The sequence below is a fragment of the Bradyrhizobium septentrionale genome, from assembly GCF_011516645.4.
GTDB classification, from domain to species: domain Bacteria; phylum Pseudomonadota; class Alphaproteobacteria; order Rhizobiales; family Xanthobacteraceae; genus Bradyrhizobium; species Bradyrhizobium septentrionale.
Map to the genome: position 1 here is coordinate 9,272,550 of NZ_CP088285.1, position 14,013 is coordinate 9,286,562.

Consider the following 14,013-nt stretch of genomic DNA (forward strand, 5'->3'; position numbering starts at 1 on the left):
CGGCGGCCGGCGGCATCTCATTCGGCGGGAACATGACGATTCAGGCATTCTACGCCCGGCAAGATTTGTTGACCGACCCTGGCGAGTTGGCCGGTGGATATGATGATCTGCCCGGAACCATCTCCGGAATGCGCGAGGTCGTCTCGGGGCTGATTGTTCATGTCGCATGGGCGGAGCGGTATGGCATACCGCCTGACGTCCCGATGGTCCGGCAAACCCAACCGGTCGCGGATCGATTGAGGTTGATTCAGGCCTCGTTCGCCGGATCGCTCACCGTGCCGCGCCCGCCGCGCAGACGGACATTCGGCACATGTCGCGACTACGCGCTCTTGCTGTGCAGCATGCTGCGCAACCGATCCATCCCGGCGCGCGTCCGCTGCGGTTTTGCCGCCTACCTTGCCGCCGATATGTATCACGACCATTGGATCTGCGAGTATTGGTCACCGGTCGACCGGCGCTGGGTGCAAGTCGACGCCCAGCTCGATCAATTCCAGATCGACCAATCGCGGATCGAGTTCGACTGCTCAGACCTGCCACGCGATGCGTTTCTGACGGCATCGCAGGCCTGGCGGCTGGCGAGAAGCAACGCAATTGCTGCGGAAAGCTTCGGGCACGAAGCAGCCACGGGTCTGTGGTTTCTTCGCGTCAACGTCTACCGTGACCTCCTGTCGCTGACGAACCGGCAGATGTCGGCCTGGGACAGCTGGCGCGACGCTGCGCCGGCCAGCAAGGTGTTGGATGTCAGCACCCTCGCCGAGCTTGACCGGCTGGCAGACATGGTCACCCCGTTCGAGGGCGGCTCGGACCAATTCGCCGCGTTGGATGAGGCGGCATCACGCAACGTGATGCCGCCCTGGTTCACGTAATGCGCGAGGCGGACGTTGCGCGCAGGAGGCGCAAGCACACTCCCCCTGCAGGAATGGCGCATCGCGGTGGCCGCATTCGCGGCCGCGAACGGTTTACCGTTTCCTAGCCATTCGGACACACCGGGAAACAATTGGTTCCCGCTGTCAGGTTGGCGTCAGCTGACCCGACTAGCGTTGCAGCGCGCTGTTTCTCAGGCGGCGCGCGCCCTTGCTTGGAAGGCCTCATCCGATGGAAACATCGGGTGGGGCCTTCTGCCTGCGTGCCCGGCAGGACGACCGTGGATGATCGCCACCCTCACTGCAAGGGCGAGTGCGGCGCCGGCAGCATGATGGTCGAGTGCATCTCTTCCAGCAGCAGCGTGCCCTTGCTGAGGAATTCCAGCCAAGCCGGATCCTTCATCGCCCCGCCGCGCGCAGCAGCGCGGGCGTTGAGATCGGGATAGGCCCAGATGTGGCAGACCTCGTTGGGTTGCCCGGAATCGGTGTGCCAGAGGCCGACGATCTTGGAATATTTCTCGCGCTCCGGCAGCACGCCGGTGATCAGATCGAGCCATTGCTTGACACCGCCGAGCGGCTTGGCGCGATAGTTGCGGAATTCGTAGATGTTGCCTGTCGTCGCCGGCGCCACCGGCGGGATGATCGCGTTCATCAGCCGGACCTCCTGGCGCACCAAGAGCGGACGGATCGCCGGAATATACTCGCCGGTCCAGCGCGGATTCTTCGCGAGCTCGGCGCGCAACCGGCTCCGCTCGTTGAGATCGGCATAGCTCCACATGTGCATGACCTGATTGAGCGGACCGATCTCGGTGATCCAGTAGCCCTCGAGCTTGCCGAAATTGTCGCCGCGGATATCGCGCGAGATCGTGCTCGCCGCCTTGACCATCTCGCCGACGGTCCCTGGACGTACCGTGTAGGTGCGCAGCTCATAGATCATGGTTGTCTCCCTGATTGTTCCCGATCGATCGTGCGGGCAAGATGAAATGGGCAAGACGAAAAAGCCCGGCGTGAACCGGGCTTTCGAAGAGGATTGCGGGACTACTCGGCCGCCTGCGCGTTGATCTCGGCCGAGACCTCGCGGATGGCGCGGGCAAGCTGCTCGGCCGGCTGGGCGCCGGAGACCGCGTACTTCTGCGCGAACACGAAGGTCGGCACGCCGGAAATGCCCTTCTCGGCGGCCTCCTGGGCCTGCGCAGAGACCAGGGCCGTGTCCTCGTCGGTGGCAAGGCGCTTGCGGACGTCGTCGGCGTCGAGCCCGACATCGGCTGCCGCCTGCACCAGCACGTTGCTGTCGGTGAGATCGCCGCCGTCGCGGAAATACAGCTCCATCAGCCGCTGCTTCATCTCGGCCGCCTTGCCCTTGGCCTCGGCCCAGTGGATCAGGCGATGGCAATCGATCGTGTTGGGCTGCCGCTTGACGAGCTCGGGATGGTAGGTCAGCCCTTCCTCATTGGCGGCGGCGACCACGCGGCCGGCGATGCCCTTGTAGGCCTCGACCGAGCCGAATTTGGCGGTGAGATATTCGTCGCGGCTGATGCCCTCGCGCGGCACCCAATTGTTGAGGAAGAACGGCCGCCAGTGCACCTCGACCGGCACATCCGGCACCAGCTTGAGCGCATCCTCGATCCGATGTTTGCCGATATAGCACCAGGGGCAAACGACGTCGGAGACGATATCGAGGCGAAGCGGCTTCAGGTCGCTCATGGCGGGATTCCCGGCGGAGATGGAGCCCCAAAGGTAGGCCGAAAGTGCCCCGAGACAAGCCGCTATTTCATACTGGCTGCCATCTGCCGCATCCGCTCGGCGGTCAGCTCGTCGGCGGGAAAGAAGGTCTCCAGCGCCAGTTCCTGCAGGGTGATATCGACCGGCGTGCCGAACACCATGGTGGTCGAGATGAAGCTCAGTATCTCGCCATTGAGGCGCAGCTTGAACGGCAGCGCGACATTGTTGTCGGGGGCGATCGGCGCCGATCGCGCCGGGATCGGGTAGGACTTCAGGTCCTGATAGAGCTTCAGCAGTTCCGGATCGGCAGTGGCCTCGCACTGGCGGTGCAGCCGCTCGAGCAGATGCGCGGCCCATTCCGGCAGGTTGACGGTGCGCGGCGCGAGCCCTTCCGGATGGAAGGCGAGCCGCAGGATGTTGAAGGGCTGGCCGAGCAGCCGCTGCGGCACGCCCTCGAGCAACGGCGCCACCATGCGGTTGGCCGAGACCAGATTATAGTGCCGGTCATAGGCCAGCGCCGGATGCGGCTCATGCGCCTTCAAGACCAGGTTGATCGCCTCACGCGCCGATTTCAGCGCGGGATCGTCCAGCGGGCGTTGCTGAAATGCGGGTGCGAAACCCGCGGCGACCAGCAGCACGTTGCGTTCGCGTAGGGGCACGTCGAGGCGCTCCGCCAGTTTGAGGACCATGTCGCGCGACGGCGCCGAACGGCCGGTCTCGACGAAGCTCAAATGCCGCGCCGAGATCTCGGCGTCGACGGCAAGGTCGAGCTGGCTGAGATGACGGCGCTGCCGCCACTCGCGCAGGTGCTCGCCGATCAGGACGGGTTTTGCGGGCTCGGCCCGCGCCATGGATGCATGTGCGTTCATGCTGCAAAACCTACCATGCGAAATTCGGTCGTTCCATTACGCCTGAGGTAATCGAATTGGCGCGCTAGCCGGCTCATCTTCCACGGCACAGGAGATGACCATGCTGATGCTGTCCCTTATCCGCGCCTTCGCTGTCCTGATCCCGTGGCTGGTCCATCTGGCCACCTGGCTCGTCGCGCGCTCGCTCAACATGCCGCAGCCGCTCGTGCACGCGACCGGCCTGTTCGTGTTCGCGCAGGTCTATGCGGTCGAGATGAGGGTCGGCAAGGCACTCTGCCCGTTCCGCCTGTGGCGTCAGTTGCAGTCCCTGTTCCGCTGACCAACCAAACCCGATCCCCAACCAGAGGAGAACCTGCCATGATCCATTCGTCCCAGCTGTTGCGCCGCGCCCTGCTCGCCGACGCCATCTTCAGCGGCGTATCCGCCGTCGCGATGGTGCTCGATGCCGGCGCGCTGGCGTCGTTCTTCAATCTGCCGGAAGCGCTGCTACGCGAGACCGGGCTGTTCCTGGTCGCCTACACCGCGCTGGTCGGCTGGCTCGGCACGCGCGCTTCGGTGCCGAAGGCGGTGGTGATGCTGGTGGTCATAGGCAACGCCGCCTGGACGCTCGCCAGCATCGCGCTGCTGCTGTCGGGCGCGGTGTCGCCGAACCTGCTCGGGACGATCATGATCCTCGCCCAGGCGATCGCCACCGGCGTGTTCGCCGAGCTGCAATATGTCGGGCTGCGCCGCAGTGGCGGGACTGTCGCGGCGTAAGCCGAATGGAAGACGTGACGAGCGGCCGTCGCGGCAAACGCGGCGGCCGCTCCCGGTCGTCAGCTCAGAGCGACTGCGGCAATCATGCCCGCAAAGGTCAACGCCAGGCCAATGATCAGCATCGGCACGAGGCTGCTGCCTGAAAACGGATTGGCCTGGTCCTGTTCAAACCCCGTCCTGTCGATTGCACGCGCGATCGCTTTCGCCCTGTTCCTCATTGCACTGCTCCTGCTTCGTTTCGCCTGTAACGCTCGCCGACGCCGAGCATGACGCCTTGCCCGCTGGCGACGCCCATCTCCAGGCTGGCGGCGATGCGCCGCGCGCGGTCGATGAAATGTTCCGCCGCCACGGACGGGCACAGCTCGGCTGCGGTTGCCTCAAACAGTTGGAGCCAACGGTCGAAATGCGCGGCATCGATCGGCAGCTTCATGTGCTTGACCATCGGCGTGCCGTGATAGCGCCCGGTCATCAGCGCGACCGAGGACCAGAACGCGCACATCTGCTCTAGATGCGGCCCCCAATCGCGGATCCTGGCGTCGAACACCGGCGCCAGCATCGGGTCGCGGCGCACCTTGGCGTAGAAACCGTGCACGAGGCGCTCGATCATCGCCTCGGTGATCCCGGTCCGCTCGACGATCTGGGCCGTGATCTGCTCGCGCCGTTCTGCCCCTGTCATGGCGGGCCTCCATAAATAGGTATTTCAAATACCCATTTAGCGGGCTATATCAGCCCTGCCAAGTTCTGTTTTCGAGGGCCTCCCATGCGCCTGACGTCGTTCACGGATTTTGCCCTGCGCGCGCTGATGCGGCTGGCCGGCGAGCCGGACCGGTCGTTCGCCACCAGCGAGATCGCGGCCGAATTCGGCATTTCCCGCAATCACCTCGCCAAGGTGGTGCGCGACCTCGCCGAGGCCGGCTTCATCACCACCCAGCGCGGCGTCGGGGGCGGGTTTGCGCTGGCGCGGCCGCCGCAGGCGATCACCCTCGGCGAGGTGGTGCGCGCGCTGGAGGGCGACAGCGCACTTGTCGAATGCTTCAGGGATGATGGCGGCGATTGCGTGCTGCTGCCGCGCTGCCGGCTGAAGGCGAGGCTTGCGGCGGCGCGCGAGGCCTTCATGCGCGAGCTCGATGGAACCACGCTGGCGGATTGCACCTACTTTCCGCGCCAGCCCGCGAGGGCGTCATGACAGGAATCGTATTCGCTGACGGCACGTTCGAGGTCGATGCCAACGTCGTCGCCGAGGGGCTTGGCATCGCCGTGCCGTTGCTGCAGGCCGAGATGCGATCCGGAAAGATCACGACGCTGTCGGAACGCGGGGTCGACGCCGATGCGGGCCGGCATCGGCTGACCTTCTTTTTGGAACACCGCCGCTTCCGCCTCGTCATCGACGAGCGCGGCACGATCGTCCAACGCTCAACACTCGATTTCGGCGACGCCCCGCTGCCGGCGTCGGCGCGCAAGCCGGGCGGCTAAGAATTGTTGCACTCCGGCGGACAAGCGGACATCACGCGTGCCAAAGGAGACCACCAGCCATTTGGGCACACGGTCTCATTCCGGAGACCGGTGTCAGGCGGAGAGCGCCCGCGCGCCACCACGCTTCGAGGCGACGCCCTTCTTGCCTGCGGCCTTCAAATAGGAATGGCCGTTCAGGTGCTTGCCATTCAGCTTGCCGTTCGCCTTGGCGCCGTTTGGCTTGACCTTTGGCGCGGCTTTTTCCTTGGCCTTCGCCCTCTCCGCCGCGAGCTTCTCGGCCTTGCGCTCGGCCTTCTCCTTCAGCCGCAGCCGCTCCGCCCTCGCCTCCGCGCGCTTCTTCTTGCGCTTCTTCTCGCAGGCGTCGCACTTGCAGCCGATCGGCTTCAGGTAGGCTTTGAAATAGTCGGTTCCGTAATCGTAGCTGATCTCGTCGCCCGGCTCGATGTTCTTGATGGCGCGGATGAACACCTTGCGCTTGCGTGGGCGGACGTCGGATTCCGCGTTCGGCCGGCAGGCGTGGTTGATGTAGCGAGCGAGGTTTTCGCGGATCGAGCCGTCGATGGTCCAGCGATTGGTGAGCTCGAACAGATATTTGTTCTCGATCGCGTCCTCATCCTTTTTCTTCGAGTCGAGCAACGGCCCGAAATAGCGGATGATCTTGTCGCCCTTCTTGATCGGCTTGGTGGCGAAAAGGCCGAGGCCGGTACGGGAGCGGCCGACGCGATAAGGCTTGTTGGATGATATCGTGGGCATGACGATCGAGGTTACGGCACGCAAGGCGCACGTGACAAAAGTTGCGAAGCCGCCCTTCTAGGACGATTCCGCGCGTCTGTCAGGTGTTTCCCGCGTGTCTGTTGAACCTTCCCCAGATTGCGTGTGTCAGACACAAAGTAACGTGGATCGTAAGTCTCCCCTGATGAAATACCTTGCTTTTGCAACAGCCATTATGGCGCTTGCCAGCGCAAATCCTGGTCAGGCTGGCTCTGAGGCGATCAGCAGCAGCTACACCTCGACCGCGCCGAAGGCTTGCCGCATGATCGGCAAGCCCAACGAGGAGGACGGCAGCGCCACGCGGGTCTGCCCGGGGAAATCCGGCCTTGTGGTGCTGATCAGCGAGGGCGATCTGCGCGAAGTGGTCTCGGTCGGCCGAAATCGCGAGGCGGCAGCCAGGGAACCGGCGGCGCAAGCCTGGTCCGGCCCGTTCAGCTCGAGTGGCGACACCGTCGAATGGCGTGCGGCCGGCAGCGAGCCCTTTGCCATCATCCAGCGCTGGCTGATCGCCGACAACAGCGAGCAGGACAAGCGCGGCGGTCCCGTCTCAAGGGCGATGCTTGCGGTGACCCGGCTGCCGCCGGGCGAGGTCTGTCACGTCGCCTATGTCGACGTCGCGGCCAATCCCAACGCCAACGAGCTGGCGCGGCAGGCCGCCGACGAGTTCGCCCGCGATTTCAAATGCGGCGCGGATCAGGTGAAGACGATCGGCCAGAGCGGCCGCACCACGTCGCTCACGCAGCGCTAGGAGCCCGTCCAGATATGTTTTCGTGACGGGCATTTGTTGTAGAGTAGCAGGCTCAGGCTGCGTTTGCGAGGTTGAACAGCTTGAGGAGGTTATGGACGGTGCAGATCATTGTCCACTCGGCGCGCACTTTCTCGATGCCCCGCAACAGGAACTGGCGGAAGCCTCTTGCCTGTTTGATCTGCCCGAACACCGGCTCCACCACTTGCTTTCGCAATCGGTAGGGTGTTTCGAAGCCGCCATCGTCGATCTTCTTTCGCATGGCCTGTGTCAGCGGGCCGCCGACTTTTCCGTTCGCTACTGTCGGGTGTTTGGCGCGTCCGGGCGCGACATAGCCATCGATGCTGCGTGTGTCGAGCGCTTCGAGATTGGCTTCGCTGCAGTAGCCGGAATCCGCTGAGGCCTGCCGCGGCTTGCGGCCAAGATTGCTCTCGATGGCCTCGATCAGGGGCACCAACTGGCCCTGATCGCTGCCGTGCTGGGTCAGTTCTTGCGCGACAATGATCTGGGCATGTGCATCGACGGCCGCCTGGGCATTATAGGCCTGAACGAAGCCATCCTTCGACTTCATGATGCGGCTTTCCGGATCGGTGAAGTTGCGTTGCGCCTTGGGATTGGGTTCCTCCGATGGCAGCGCCGCCGGTTTGCCCGGCTTCTTGCGGCCTTCGGCCTGGCGCTGCTGTTCCTTTTCGGCCTCGATGCGGCGCTCTTCCTCCGCCGCCAGTTTGGCGTCCGCTTCCAGCGCCGCCATCGCTTGCTGGATCTTCGCCAGCCGTTTCTGCTTGTCGACGGTCCAGTCCGGCAGTTCGTCGCTGTTGCCGAAAGTCTCATCCTCCGAGGCATCCGCCGCCTCGGCGGCCGCCAGCATGCGAGCGACCTCGGCCTTCAATTCCGCCTCGCGCTTCTTCATGCGCTCATAACTCATCGCCTTGTGTTTCGACGCGTTCGCCTTGATCTTCGTACCATCCAGCGCGACATGACCGAGCTTGACCAGCCCGGCCGTCTCGCACAACTTCAGAACCTGCACGAATAGCGCGCCGAGCGCCTTCAAATGTCGCTTGCGAAAGTCGCTGATCGTCCGAAAATCCGGCGCATCCAGCGCCACGATCATCACAAAATCGTTCCGCTCCCGGCAGGCCTTGGCAATCCGACGCGACGAATACAGCCCACTCGCATAGCTATGCAGCAGCAGCGCCACCATCATCCGCGGATCAAACGGCGGCTGCCCAAGCCCGCTCACATAGCTGCCCATGATCTCCCTGAGATCGAGGCTCTCCCGCACCAGATCAACCATAAACCGCGAGACATGGCCTTTCGGCACGAAGTCCTGCACATTCGGCGGCAGAAGCAGCGTCTGATCGATGTTCCAAGGCCGAAAATACTTGCTCATCGCCCAATGTTGAATCAGACCCGACCAGATTTGAACAGCGACTATCCAGACAAGCTCCTAGAACATCGGCTACGGCCGCGGCGGACGGCTTGAGGCCAACCGCAGCATCGCGATCAGCAACGTCTCCGGGGTCGTTCCTTCGGGCGACAGGTTCAGAATCTTGGAGAGCCGTCCGTCGAGCAGCAGCATGGTGAAGCCATGCACCAGCGACCAGGCGGAAGCGATCGCGGCAGCCTGCTCCAGCGAAAGCGAATCCCTGGAAATCTCCTCATGCCGGCTGGCACCGACGCCGCGGGCCAATCCTGCGAACGAGGCTTCGGACGATTCATGCAGCGATGGTCGCGAGTAATCCAGCCGTTCGCTGCGGAACATCAGCCCATACATGCCTGGATGCGCCTGCGCATAGGCGACGTAAGCCTTGGCGCTCGCCATTCCCTTCTCCGGCGGCGTCGCTGCCGACGCGTTCGCCGCCGCCATTGCTTCGCCGAACTGCCTGAAACCGATCGCCGCGAGTTCACTGAGCAAACCGGTGAGATCGCCGAAATGATGCGTGGGTGCCGCGTGTGACACCCCGGCCTCGCGCGCCACCGCGCGCAATGTCAGCCCGCCCAGCCCGTCACGCTCGAGCACGCGCTCGGCCGCCTTGAGCAGTGCCTCGTGCAGATCGCCGTGATGATACGGCGCGTCATTGGCCCGGCGCCGCGCCGGCCGGTCAGCGGTTGCACGCGCAACCCTGCGGGTGCGCGCCGGTGCCGGACGAGCGGCCTTGTTTTCCTTGGATAATCTTGTCATGCGGCTCTTATATGTCGCAATTTTTACACTGTAAAGATTTTGCTTGACGATCGGCCGCATCACCCGTACGGATATCTTTACGATGTAAAGATCAAATGGAGGAGACGCGAATGCTCGATCTTGTGACATCAAATGCCGTGGGGACCAATCTGGCGCCGATCCCATTCGAGGCCGATGCGCCGTTCCTGAAGATCACCGGCGAACTGCCGCGCGAGCTGAACGGCACGCTGTATCGCAACGGCCCCAATCCGCAGTTCGACGCGCCGGGCGCGCATTGGTTCGTCGGCGACGGCATGCTGCACGCCTTCCATCTCGAGAACGGCCGCGCCAGCTATCGCAACCGCTGGGTCCGCACCCCGAAATGGCAGGCCGAGCATGATGCGGGACGCGCGCTGTTCGGCGGCTTCGGCCGCAAGCTGCCGGATGCGCCGGAAACCACCATCACCGATGGCGGCGTCGCCAATACCAACATCATCTTCCATGCCGGCCGCCTGCTCGCGCTCGAGGAAGGCCATCTGCCGACCGAGATCGAACCGGGCACACTGAAGCGCACCGGCTATTGCGACTACAAGGGCGCGATCTCCGGCCCCTTCACCGCGCATCCCAAGATCGATCCGATCACCGGCGAGATGGTGGCTACAACGCCGCCGGTCCGCTGACGCCGGCGCTGTCGTTCGGTTCGGTCAATTCATCCGGCGTGGTGACGCGGTTCGAACGCTTCGAGGCGCCCTATGCCAGCATGGTGCACGACTTCATCGTCACCGAAAACCATCTGCTGTTTCCGGTCCTGCCCATCACCGGCAGCATGGAACGCGCGATGCGCGGCAAGCCGCCCTACGCCTGGGAACCAGGAAAAGGCGCCTATGTTGGCGTCATGAAGCGCAACGGCTCAGCCAACGATCTGGTCTGGTTCCGCGCCGAGAACTGCTGAGCCGCCGCTGTTCACCCACCCCGACGGCTCGCCGACGGATGAGAAGAAATCGAGCGCCCGGCTGTGCCGCTGGAGCTTCGATCTGGCCGGGAATACCGACAGCTTCACCCAAACCTATCTCAACGATCTGACCGGCGAATTCCCGCGCATCGACGACCGCCGCGCCGGTCTCAGGAATAGCCACGGTTGGCACGCAAGCACGGACCCTGACGTGCCGCTGGCCGGCGCGCTGTCCGGCATCGTGCATGTCGACGGCGCGGGCAAGCGGCTCGGCAAATACCTCCTGCCCGCCGGCGACACGATCTCCGAGCCCGTGTTCGTCGAGCGCGGACCTGATGCCGCGGAGGGCGACGGCTGGCTGCTCGCCGCGGTCTGGCGTGCCCGCGAAAATCGCAGCGACCTCGCCGTGTTCAACGCGCAAGATGTCGAGGCGGGCCCGACTGCGCTGGTCCATCTCGGTCACCGGGTGCCAGACGGATTCCACGGCAATTGGGTGGGAGCGAAGTAGCCGCGGCGCGTCCCGCCAGAGGGTACGAATTCCTCCACCGTCATGCCCGGGCTCGTCCCGGGCATCCACGTCTTTGTTGGTTCTTGCAGGATAGATGTGGATGGCCGGGGCATAGGCGAGCGGAAGCGACGCCGTCCTTCGGACGGCAATTCCCGGCCATGACGGCTGGCGAGAACGACGCAACGGCCCCTGATCGCCGGCGCATCCGTTTGAAATCACCCATTTTTCCGAGATCGCTTCACGATTTTGACACTGTCAAGATTTCACTTGACGCCTCGCTCGCCCACCTCTAGGGTATCTTTACGGTGTAAAGATTAGCCGGATGAGGCCGACCATGACGATCTTCCTGATCCTCGCTCCCTACGGCGCCTTCGCCACGCTGATGCTGGTGGCCTCGGCCAATTTGAGCCTGCTCTGTGCCGCGCTGATCTGCCTTGCCGTCATCGCCTCCGATATCGCGCGCGGCCGCAGCATCAAGATTCTCGGCGTCGGTTCGGTGATCGTGTTCACCGCGGTCGGCGGCTATCTCACCTTCATCGACGCGACGCCGAGCAGCATCGCCGTGAAGATCGCGGTCGATGCCGGCATGCTGCTGGTGACGCTGTTCTCGATCCTGATCGGCCAGCCCTTCACACGGCAATACGCGCTCGAACAGGTCGCTGCCGAGATCGCGAAGCTGCCCGGCTTCACCCACGCCAACTACCTGATCACCGGGGCCTGGGCTGCCGCGACGCTGCTGATGCTGATCGGCAACATCGCGGTGCTCTACGTGCCGGCCCTGCCGCTGTGGACGGGTCTGCTGATCGCCTTCGCCGCGCGCAACGCCGCGGTGTGCTTCACCCGCTGGTATCCGCAATATCGCGCGGCCAAGTACGGAGCACCGCCGGCCAGCGCGCTGCCGTCGCACTGAACGCTGCTATAACAACATCAGCACAATCACCCGCCCGAGGAAACGGAAACCACGACGATGAAGAGCGTATTTGCCAGGCTTGCGAGCGACTTTCTCTCCACCATCGTGTTCCTGGTGGTCTATCTCGCCACCGACAATGTCCTGATCGCTACCGGCGTTGCGATCGCGGGCGCGATTGCACAAGTGGTCTATGCGCGCGTGAAGGGACAAGCGCTCGGCTACATGACCTGGGCAAGCCTCGCGCTGGTGATCGTGCTCGGCAGCGCGACGCTGCTGACCAACGATCCGCGCTTCGTGCTGGCGAAGCCCGCGATCGGCCACATCGCGATCGGCGCGATCATGCTCAAGCGCGGCTGGATGCTGCGCTATCTGCCGCCGATCGTGACCGAGACCATTCCGGAATACGCCACCTTCGCCGGCTATGCCTGGGCTGTGCTGATGTTCGTGCTCGCCGCCGGCACCATCGCGATCGCAGCGACCGGCGACATGAAGTTGTGGGCGTTCTACGTATCGGTGGTGCTGCTCGGCGCCAAGATCGTTGCCTTCGCGATCCAGTATGTCGCCTTCCGCTTCCTGGTCGGAAACCGGCTGCGCGCCGCCGCCCGCGCCTGATCGCCGCAGCCGCGAACTAGGCGCGCGCGGCAAGATAAGCTATACCCGCGCACGCTTTTATCTCAGGGGAGACATCAATGGCGGTGGACGGAAACTGGAATCTGACGATGACGACGCCGATGGGCGAGCGCAAGGCGACGCTGTCGCTGGCAAGCTCGGGCGGCACGCTCACCGGCACGCAGGGCGCCGAGGGCAATTCCACCGAGATCTTCGACGGCTCCGTGAACGGCGACAACGTCACCTGGAAGGTTTCCATCACCAACCCGATGCCGCTGACGCTCGAATTCACCGGCAAGGTTTCCGGCGACGGCATCGCCGGCGAGATGGGCATCGGCCCGATGGGCAGCTTCCCCTTCACCGGCACCCGGGCGTAAGCGCCGGGTCCACACGCCGACCGGCTCACACAAAAAGCCGAAGCGCGCTGACGATTCAACCTGATCTCAGCGCGCTTTGGCTCTCAGCGGCGGACGCTGGCGGGCTCGTTACGATAGGCCCTTTGAATGGTGCTGCGCTCGATCTCCGCGGCTGCGGCGGCCGCTTCGTCCGCCGATTTCCGTATATTGCCCATGTTCGCCACTGCCGCGGCCGCCATTGCGGGATGGATGCGCGACATCTCGAACTGCCGGCGCTCGAGCGTGGAAGCGACACGCTCCTGCATCGCGACAAGATACAGGTCCCGGATCTTGGGGTTGTCCGCGAGGTTCTTGGCATAATCCTCGGTGCGCCCCTTGGCGCCGTCCAGCCTCAGCTTGACGCGAGTCGCAGCGCCCTTTTCCTCCGGCGAGAGCTCGGCGGTGTAGCGGAACAACTCCTCGCTCTTCCTGCGGACGATCCAGACAACCTGCGCGTCGCCGATGTTGCGGACCACGTCCAGCGACTGGCTGCCGAAAACAAAGGGCGGCAGCTCCGCCTTCGCGAGGTCCTGCCGCGCCTGGGTGATCGGCACGGGATAGACCGTGCCATCCGCGGGGTTTGGAAAGATGTAGTACAGATACCCCACCACGCAGGCCACGAGAAATGCACCGAAAGCAAACTTCATCGTCAACTCCCTTTATTGATTTCCATTAATCGTCGACGCGGAACACCAGGCCCGTCTCGAGCCCGGCGCGCTGCACTTGGCAAATCTTGTCCTTCCCGGGCCCGACGCGCTGGACGTCGAATTTGCGGCCTTCGAGGATCGCGGCGACCTGCTCCTGCACGGCCGGACGAAGCGGCTGCTGGAAGGCCGGCCGCCTGTAGGATTGCGACCCATCGTACGCCTCGCCGTTGCCGGCCGAAGGCATACGTATCTCGACCTTGGTCTGGTTCTCGCTGAAGGCCGTCAGCACTGCGGTGAAGCGCACCACCTCGCGGCCGCTGCTGTGAACCCGCCAGGTGACCTCGTAGCCCGGGATGCCTGACGGCGTCACATGGACCAGAATTCCGCACTGCTTGGCGTAGACCATGTCGGCAAGCTTGTCGTTGGACAGGCGCCGGTAGGCCTCGTTGACGCTCACGTCGTACACGCCGGGCGGCCGCTCCTTGTTGCAGCCGGCGAGGCCGAGCGCCGCGAACACAAGCGCCGCGCGTCCAATTCGCTGTATCGCCGAATGTGTCATGTCATCCACGCCCACTACCCTTGGATGAGCGCGGAGGGTCGACGACAAACGTTAAGGGTCCTTGGCCGAAATC

19 protein-coding genes and 1 pseudogene are annotated in these 14,013 nt (G+C 64.1%); 10 read left to right on the top strand and 10 right to left on the bottom strand.

What is annotated here, in order from left to right; all coding sequences use genetic code 11:
* Window positions 1–32 precede the first annotated feature (32 nt).
* Window positions 33–866 carry a transglutaminase-like domain-containing protein gene (locus tag HAP48_RS46580; protein ID WP_166207146.1) on the top strand — a complete coding sequence of 278 codons (834 nt, stop codon included), beginning with the start codon at window positions 33–35 and terminating at the stop codon, window positions 864–866.
* Window positions 867–1,161: 295 nt separating this feature from the next.
* Here HAP48_RS46580 and HAP48_RS46585 read toward each other — a convergent pair whose 3' ends face one another.
* The 3 genes from HAP48_RS46585 to HAP48_RS46595 form a co-directional block, all read right to left on the bottom strand.
* Window positions 1,162–1,800 (bottom strand): NIPSNAP family protein, encoded by a 639-nt coding sequence (locus HAP48_RS46585; RefSeq protein WP_224496860.1) that lies wholly within the window; start codon window positions 1,798–1,800, stop codon window positions 1,162–1,164.
* A gap of 101 nt (window positions 1,801–1,901) precedes the next feature.
* Window positions 1,902–2,567, bottom strand: a complete 666-nt coding sequence (locus HAP48_RS46590; protein ID WP_166207152.1) for a DsbA family oxidoreductase — start codon at window positions 2,565–2,567, stop codon at window positions 1,902–1,904.
* A 62-nt stretch (window positions 2,568–2,629) separates the two neighbouring features.
* Window positions 2,630–3,454, bottom strand: coding sequence for a helix-turn-helix domain-containing protein (locus HAP48_RS46595; RefSeq protein WP_166207155.1), 825 nt, complete (start codon window positions 3,452–3,454; stop codon window positions 2,630–2,632).
* A 94-nt stretch (window positions 3,455–3,548) separates the two neighbouring features.
* On the opposite strand from HAP48_RS46595, the gene HAP48_RS46600 reads away from it, so the two are divergent.
* Window positions 3,549–3,773 carry a hypothetical protein gene (locus tag HAP48_RS46600; protein WP_166207158.1) on the top strand — a complete coding sequence of 75 codons (225 nt, stop codon included), beginning with the start codon at window positions 3,549–3,551 and terminating at the stop codon, window positions 3,771–3,773.
* 38 nt (window positions 3,774–3,811) lie between these two features.
* Window positions 3,812–4,210 carry a hypothetical protein gene (locus tag HAP48_RS46605; protein WP_166207161.1) on the top strand — a complete coding sequence of 133 codons (399 nt, stop codon included), beginning with the start codon at window positions 3,812–3,814 and terminating at the stop codon, window positions 4,208–4,210.
* Between the two features lie 59 nt (window positions 4,211–4,269).
* Here the strand turns inward: HAP48_RS46605 and HAP48_RS46610 are convergent, their stop codons facing one another.
* Window positions 4,270–4,428: a hypothetical protein gene (locus tag HAP48_RS46610; protein ID WP_176540410.1), complete on the bottom strand. Its 159-nt coding sequence runs from the start codon at window positions 4,426–4,428 to the stop codon at window positions 4,270–4,272.
* Window positions 4,425–4,886 carry a group III truncated hemoglobin gene (locus tag HAP48_RS46615; protein ID WP_166207164.1) on the bottom strand — a complete coding sequence of 154 codons (462 nt, stop codon included), beginning with the start codon at window positions 4,884–4,886 and terminating at the stop codon, window positions 4,425–4,427. Before HAP48_RS46615 ends, HAP48_RS46610 begins: the two co-directional genes overlap by 4 nt.
* Before the next feature lie 84 nt (window positions 4,887–4,970).
* On the opposite strand from HAP48_RS46615, the gene HAP48_RS46620 reads away from it, so the two are divergent.
* A complete protein-coding gene (locus HAP48_RS46620) occupies window positions 4,971–5,396 on the top strand; it encodes an RrF2 family transcriptional regulator (protein ID WP_166207167.1) in 426 nt (141 codons plus the stop codon).
* The gene (locus HAP48_RS46625) at window positions 5,393–5,683 is read left to right on the top strand and encodes a DUF6522 family protein (protein ID WP_166207170.1); all 291 of its coding nucleotides are present in this window, start codon (window positions 5,393–5,395) and stop codon (window positions 5,681–5,683) included. The genes HAP48_RS46620 and HAP48_RS46625 overlap by 4 nt, the downstream gene beginning before the upstream one ends.
* A gap of 93 nt (window positions 5,684–5,776) precedes the next feature.
* On the opposite strand, the gene HAP48_RS46630 is transcribed toward HAP48_RS46625, so the two are convergent.
* A complete protein-coding gene (locus HAP48_RS46630) occupies window positions 5,777–6,436 on the bottom strand; it encodes an SET domain-containing protein (protein ID WP_166207173.1) in 660 nt (219 codons plus the stop codon).
* 163 nt (window positions 6,437–6,599) lie between these two features.
* On the opposite strand from HAP48_RS46630, the gene HAP48_RS46635 reads away from it, so the two are divergent.
* Complete coding sequence (locus HAP48_RS46635; RefSeq protein ID WP_224496861.1) at window positions 6,600–7,202, top strand: hypothetical protein; 603 nt, start codon at window positions 6,600–6,602, stop codon at window positions 7,200–7,202.
* Window positions 7,203–7,254: 52 nt separating this feature from the next.
* Here HAP48_RS46635 and HAP48_RS46640 read toward each other — a convergent pair whose 3' ends face one another.
* Window positions 7,255–8,589: an IS1182 family transposase gene (locus HAP48_RS46640; protein WP_166202952.1), complete on the bottom strand. Its 1,335-nt coding sequence runs from the start codon at window positions 8,587–8,589 to the stop codon at window positions 7,255–7,257.
* A gap of 69 nt (window positions 8,590–8,658) precedes the next feature.
* Window positions 8,659–9,381: a TetR/AcrR family transcriptional regulator gene (locus HAP48_RS46645; RefSeq protein WP_166207176.1), complete on the bottom strand. Its 723-nt coding sequence runs from the start codon at window positions 9,379–9,381 to the stop codon at window positions 8,659–8,661.
* Between the two features lie 110 nt (window positions 9,382–9,491).
* Here HAP48_RS46645 and HAP48_RS50320 point away from each other — a divergent pair.
* The 4 genes and pseudogenes from HAP48_RS50320 to HAP48_RS46670 all read left to right on the top strand — a co-directional run bounded on the left by HAP48_RS50320 (window position 9,492) and on the right by HAP48_RS46670 (window position 12,716).
* Window positions 9,492–10,820: pseudogene (locus tag HAP48_RS50320) on the top strand (carotenoid oxygenase family protein).
* Window positions 10,821–11,154: 334 nt separating this feature from the next.
* Window positions 11,155–11,730 carry a hypothetical protein gene (locus tag HAP48_RS46660; RefSeq protein ID WP_166207179.1) on the top strand — a complete coding sequence of 192 codons (576 nt, stop codon included), beginning with the start codon at window positions 11,155–11,157 and terminating at the stop codon, window positions 11,728–11,730.
* A 57-nt stretch (window positions 11,731–11,787) separates the two neighbouring features.
* Window positions 11,788–12,342, top strand: a complete 555-nt coding sequence (locus HAP48_RS46665) for an inner membrane-spanning protein YciB (protein ID WP_166207182.1) — start codon at window positions 11,788–11,790, stop codon at window positions 12,340–12,342.
* A 77-nt stretch (window positions 12,343–12,419) separates the two neighbouring features.
* Complete coding sequence (locus HAP48_RS46670; protein ID WP_029085432.1) at window positions 12,420–12,716, top strand: hypothetical protein; 297 nt, start codon at window positions 12,420–12,422, stop codon at window positions 12,714–12,716.
* A gap of 83 nt (window positions 12,717–12,799) precedes the next feature.
* Here HAP48_RS46670 and HAP48_RS46675 read toward each other — a convergent pair whose 3' ends face one another.
* Window positions 12,800–13,381: a hypothetical protein gene (locus HAP48_RS46675; protein WP_166306110.1), complete on the bottom strand. Its 582-nt coding sequence runs from the start codon at window positions 13,379–13,381 to the stop codon at window positions 12,800–12,802.
* A gap of 25 nt (window positions 13,382–13,406) precedes the next feature.
* Complete coding sequence (locus tag HAP48_RS46680; RefSeq protein ID WP_176399253.1) at window positions 13,407–13,949, bottom strand: hypothetical protein; 543 nt, start codon at window positions 13,947–13,949, stop codon at window positions 13,407–13,409.
* Window positions 13,950–14,013 lie beyond the last annotated feature (64 nt).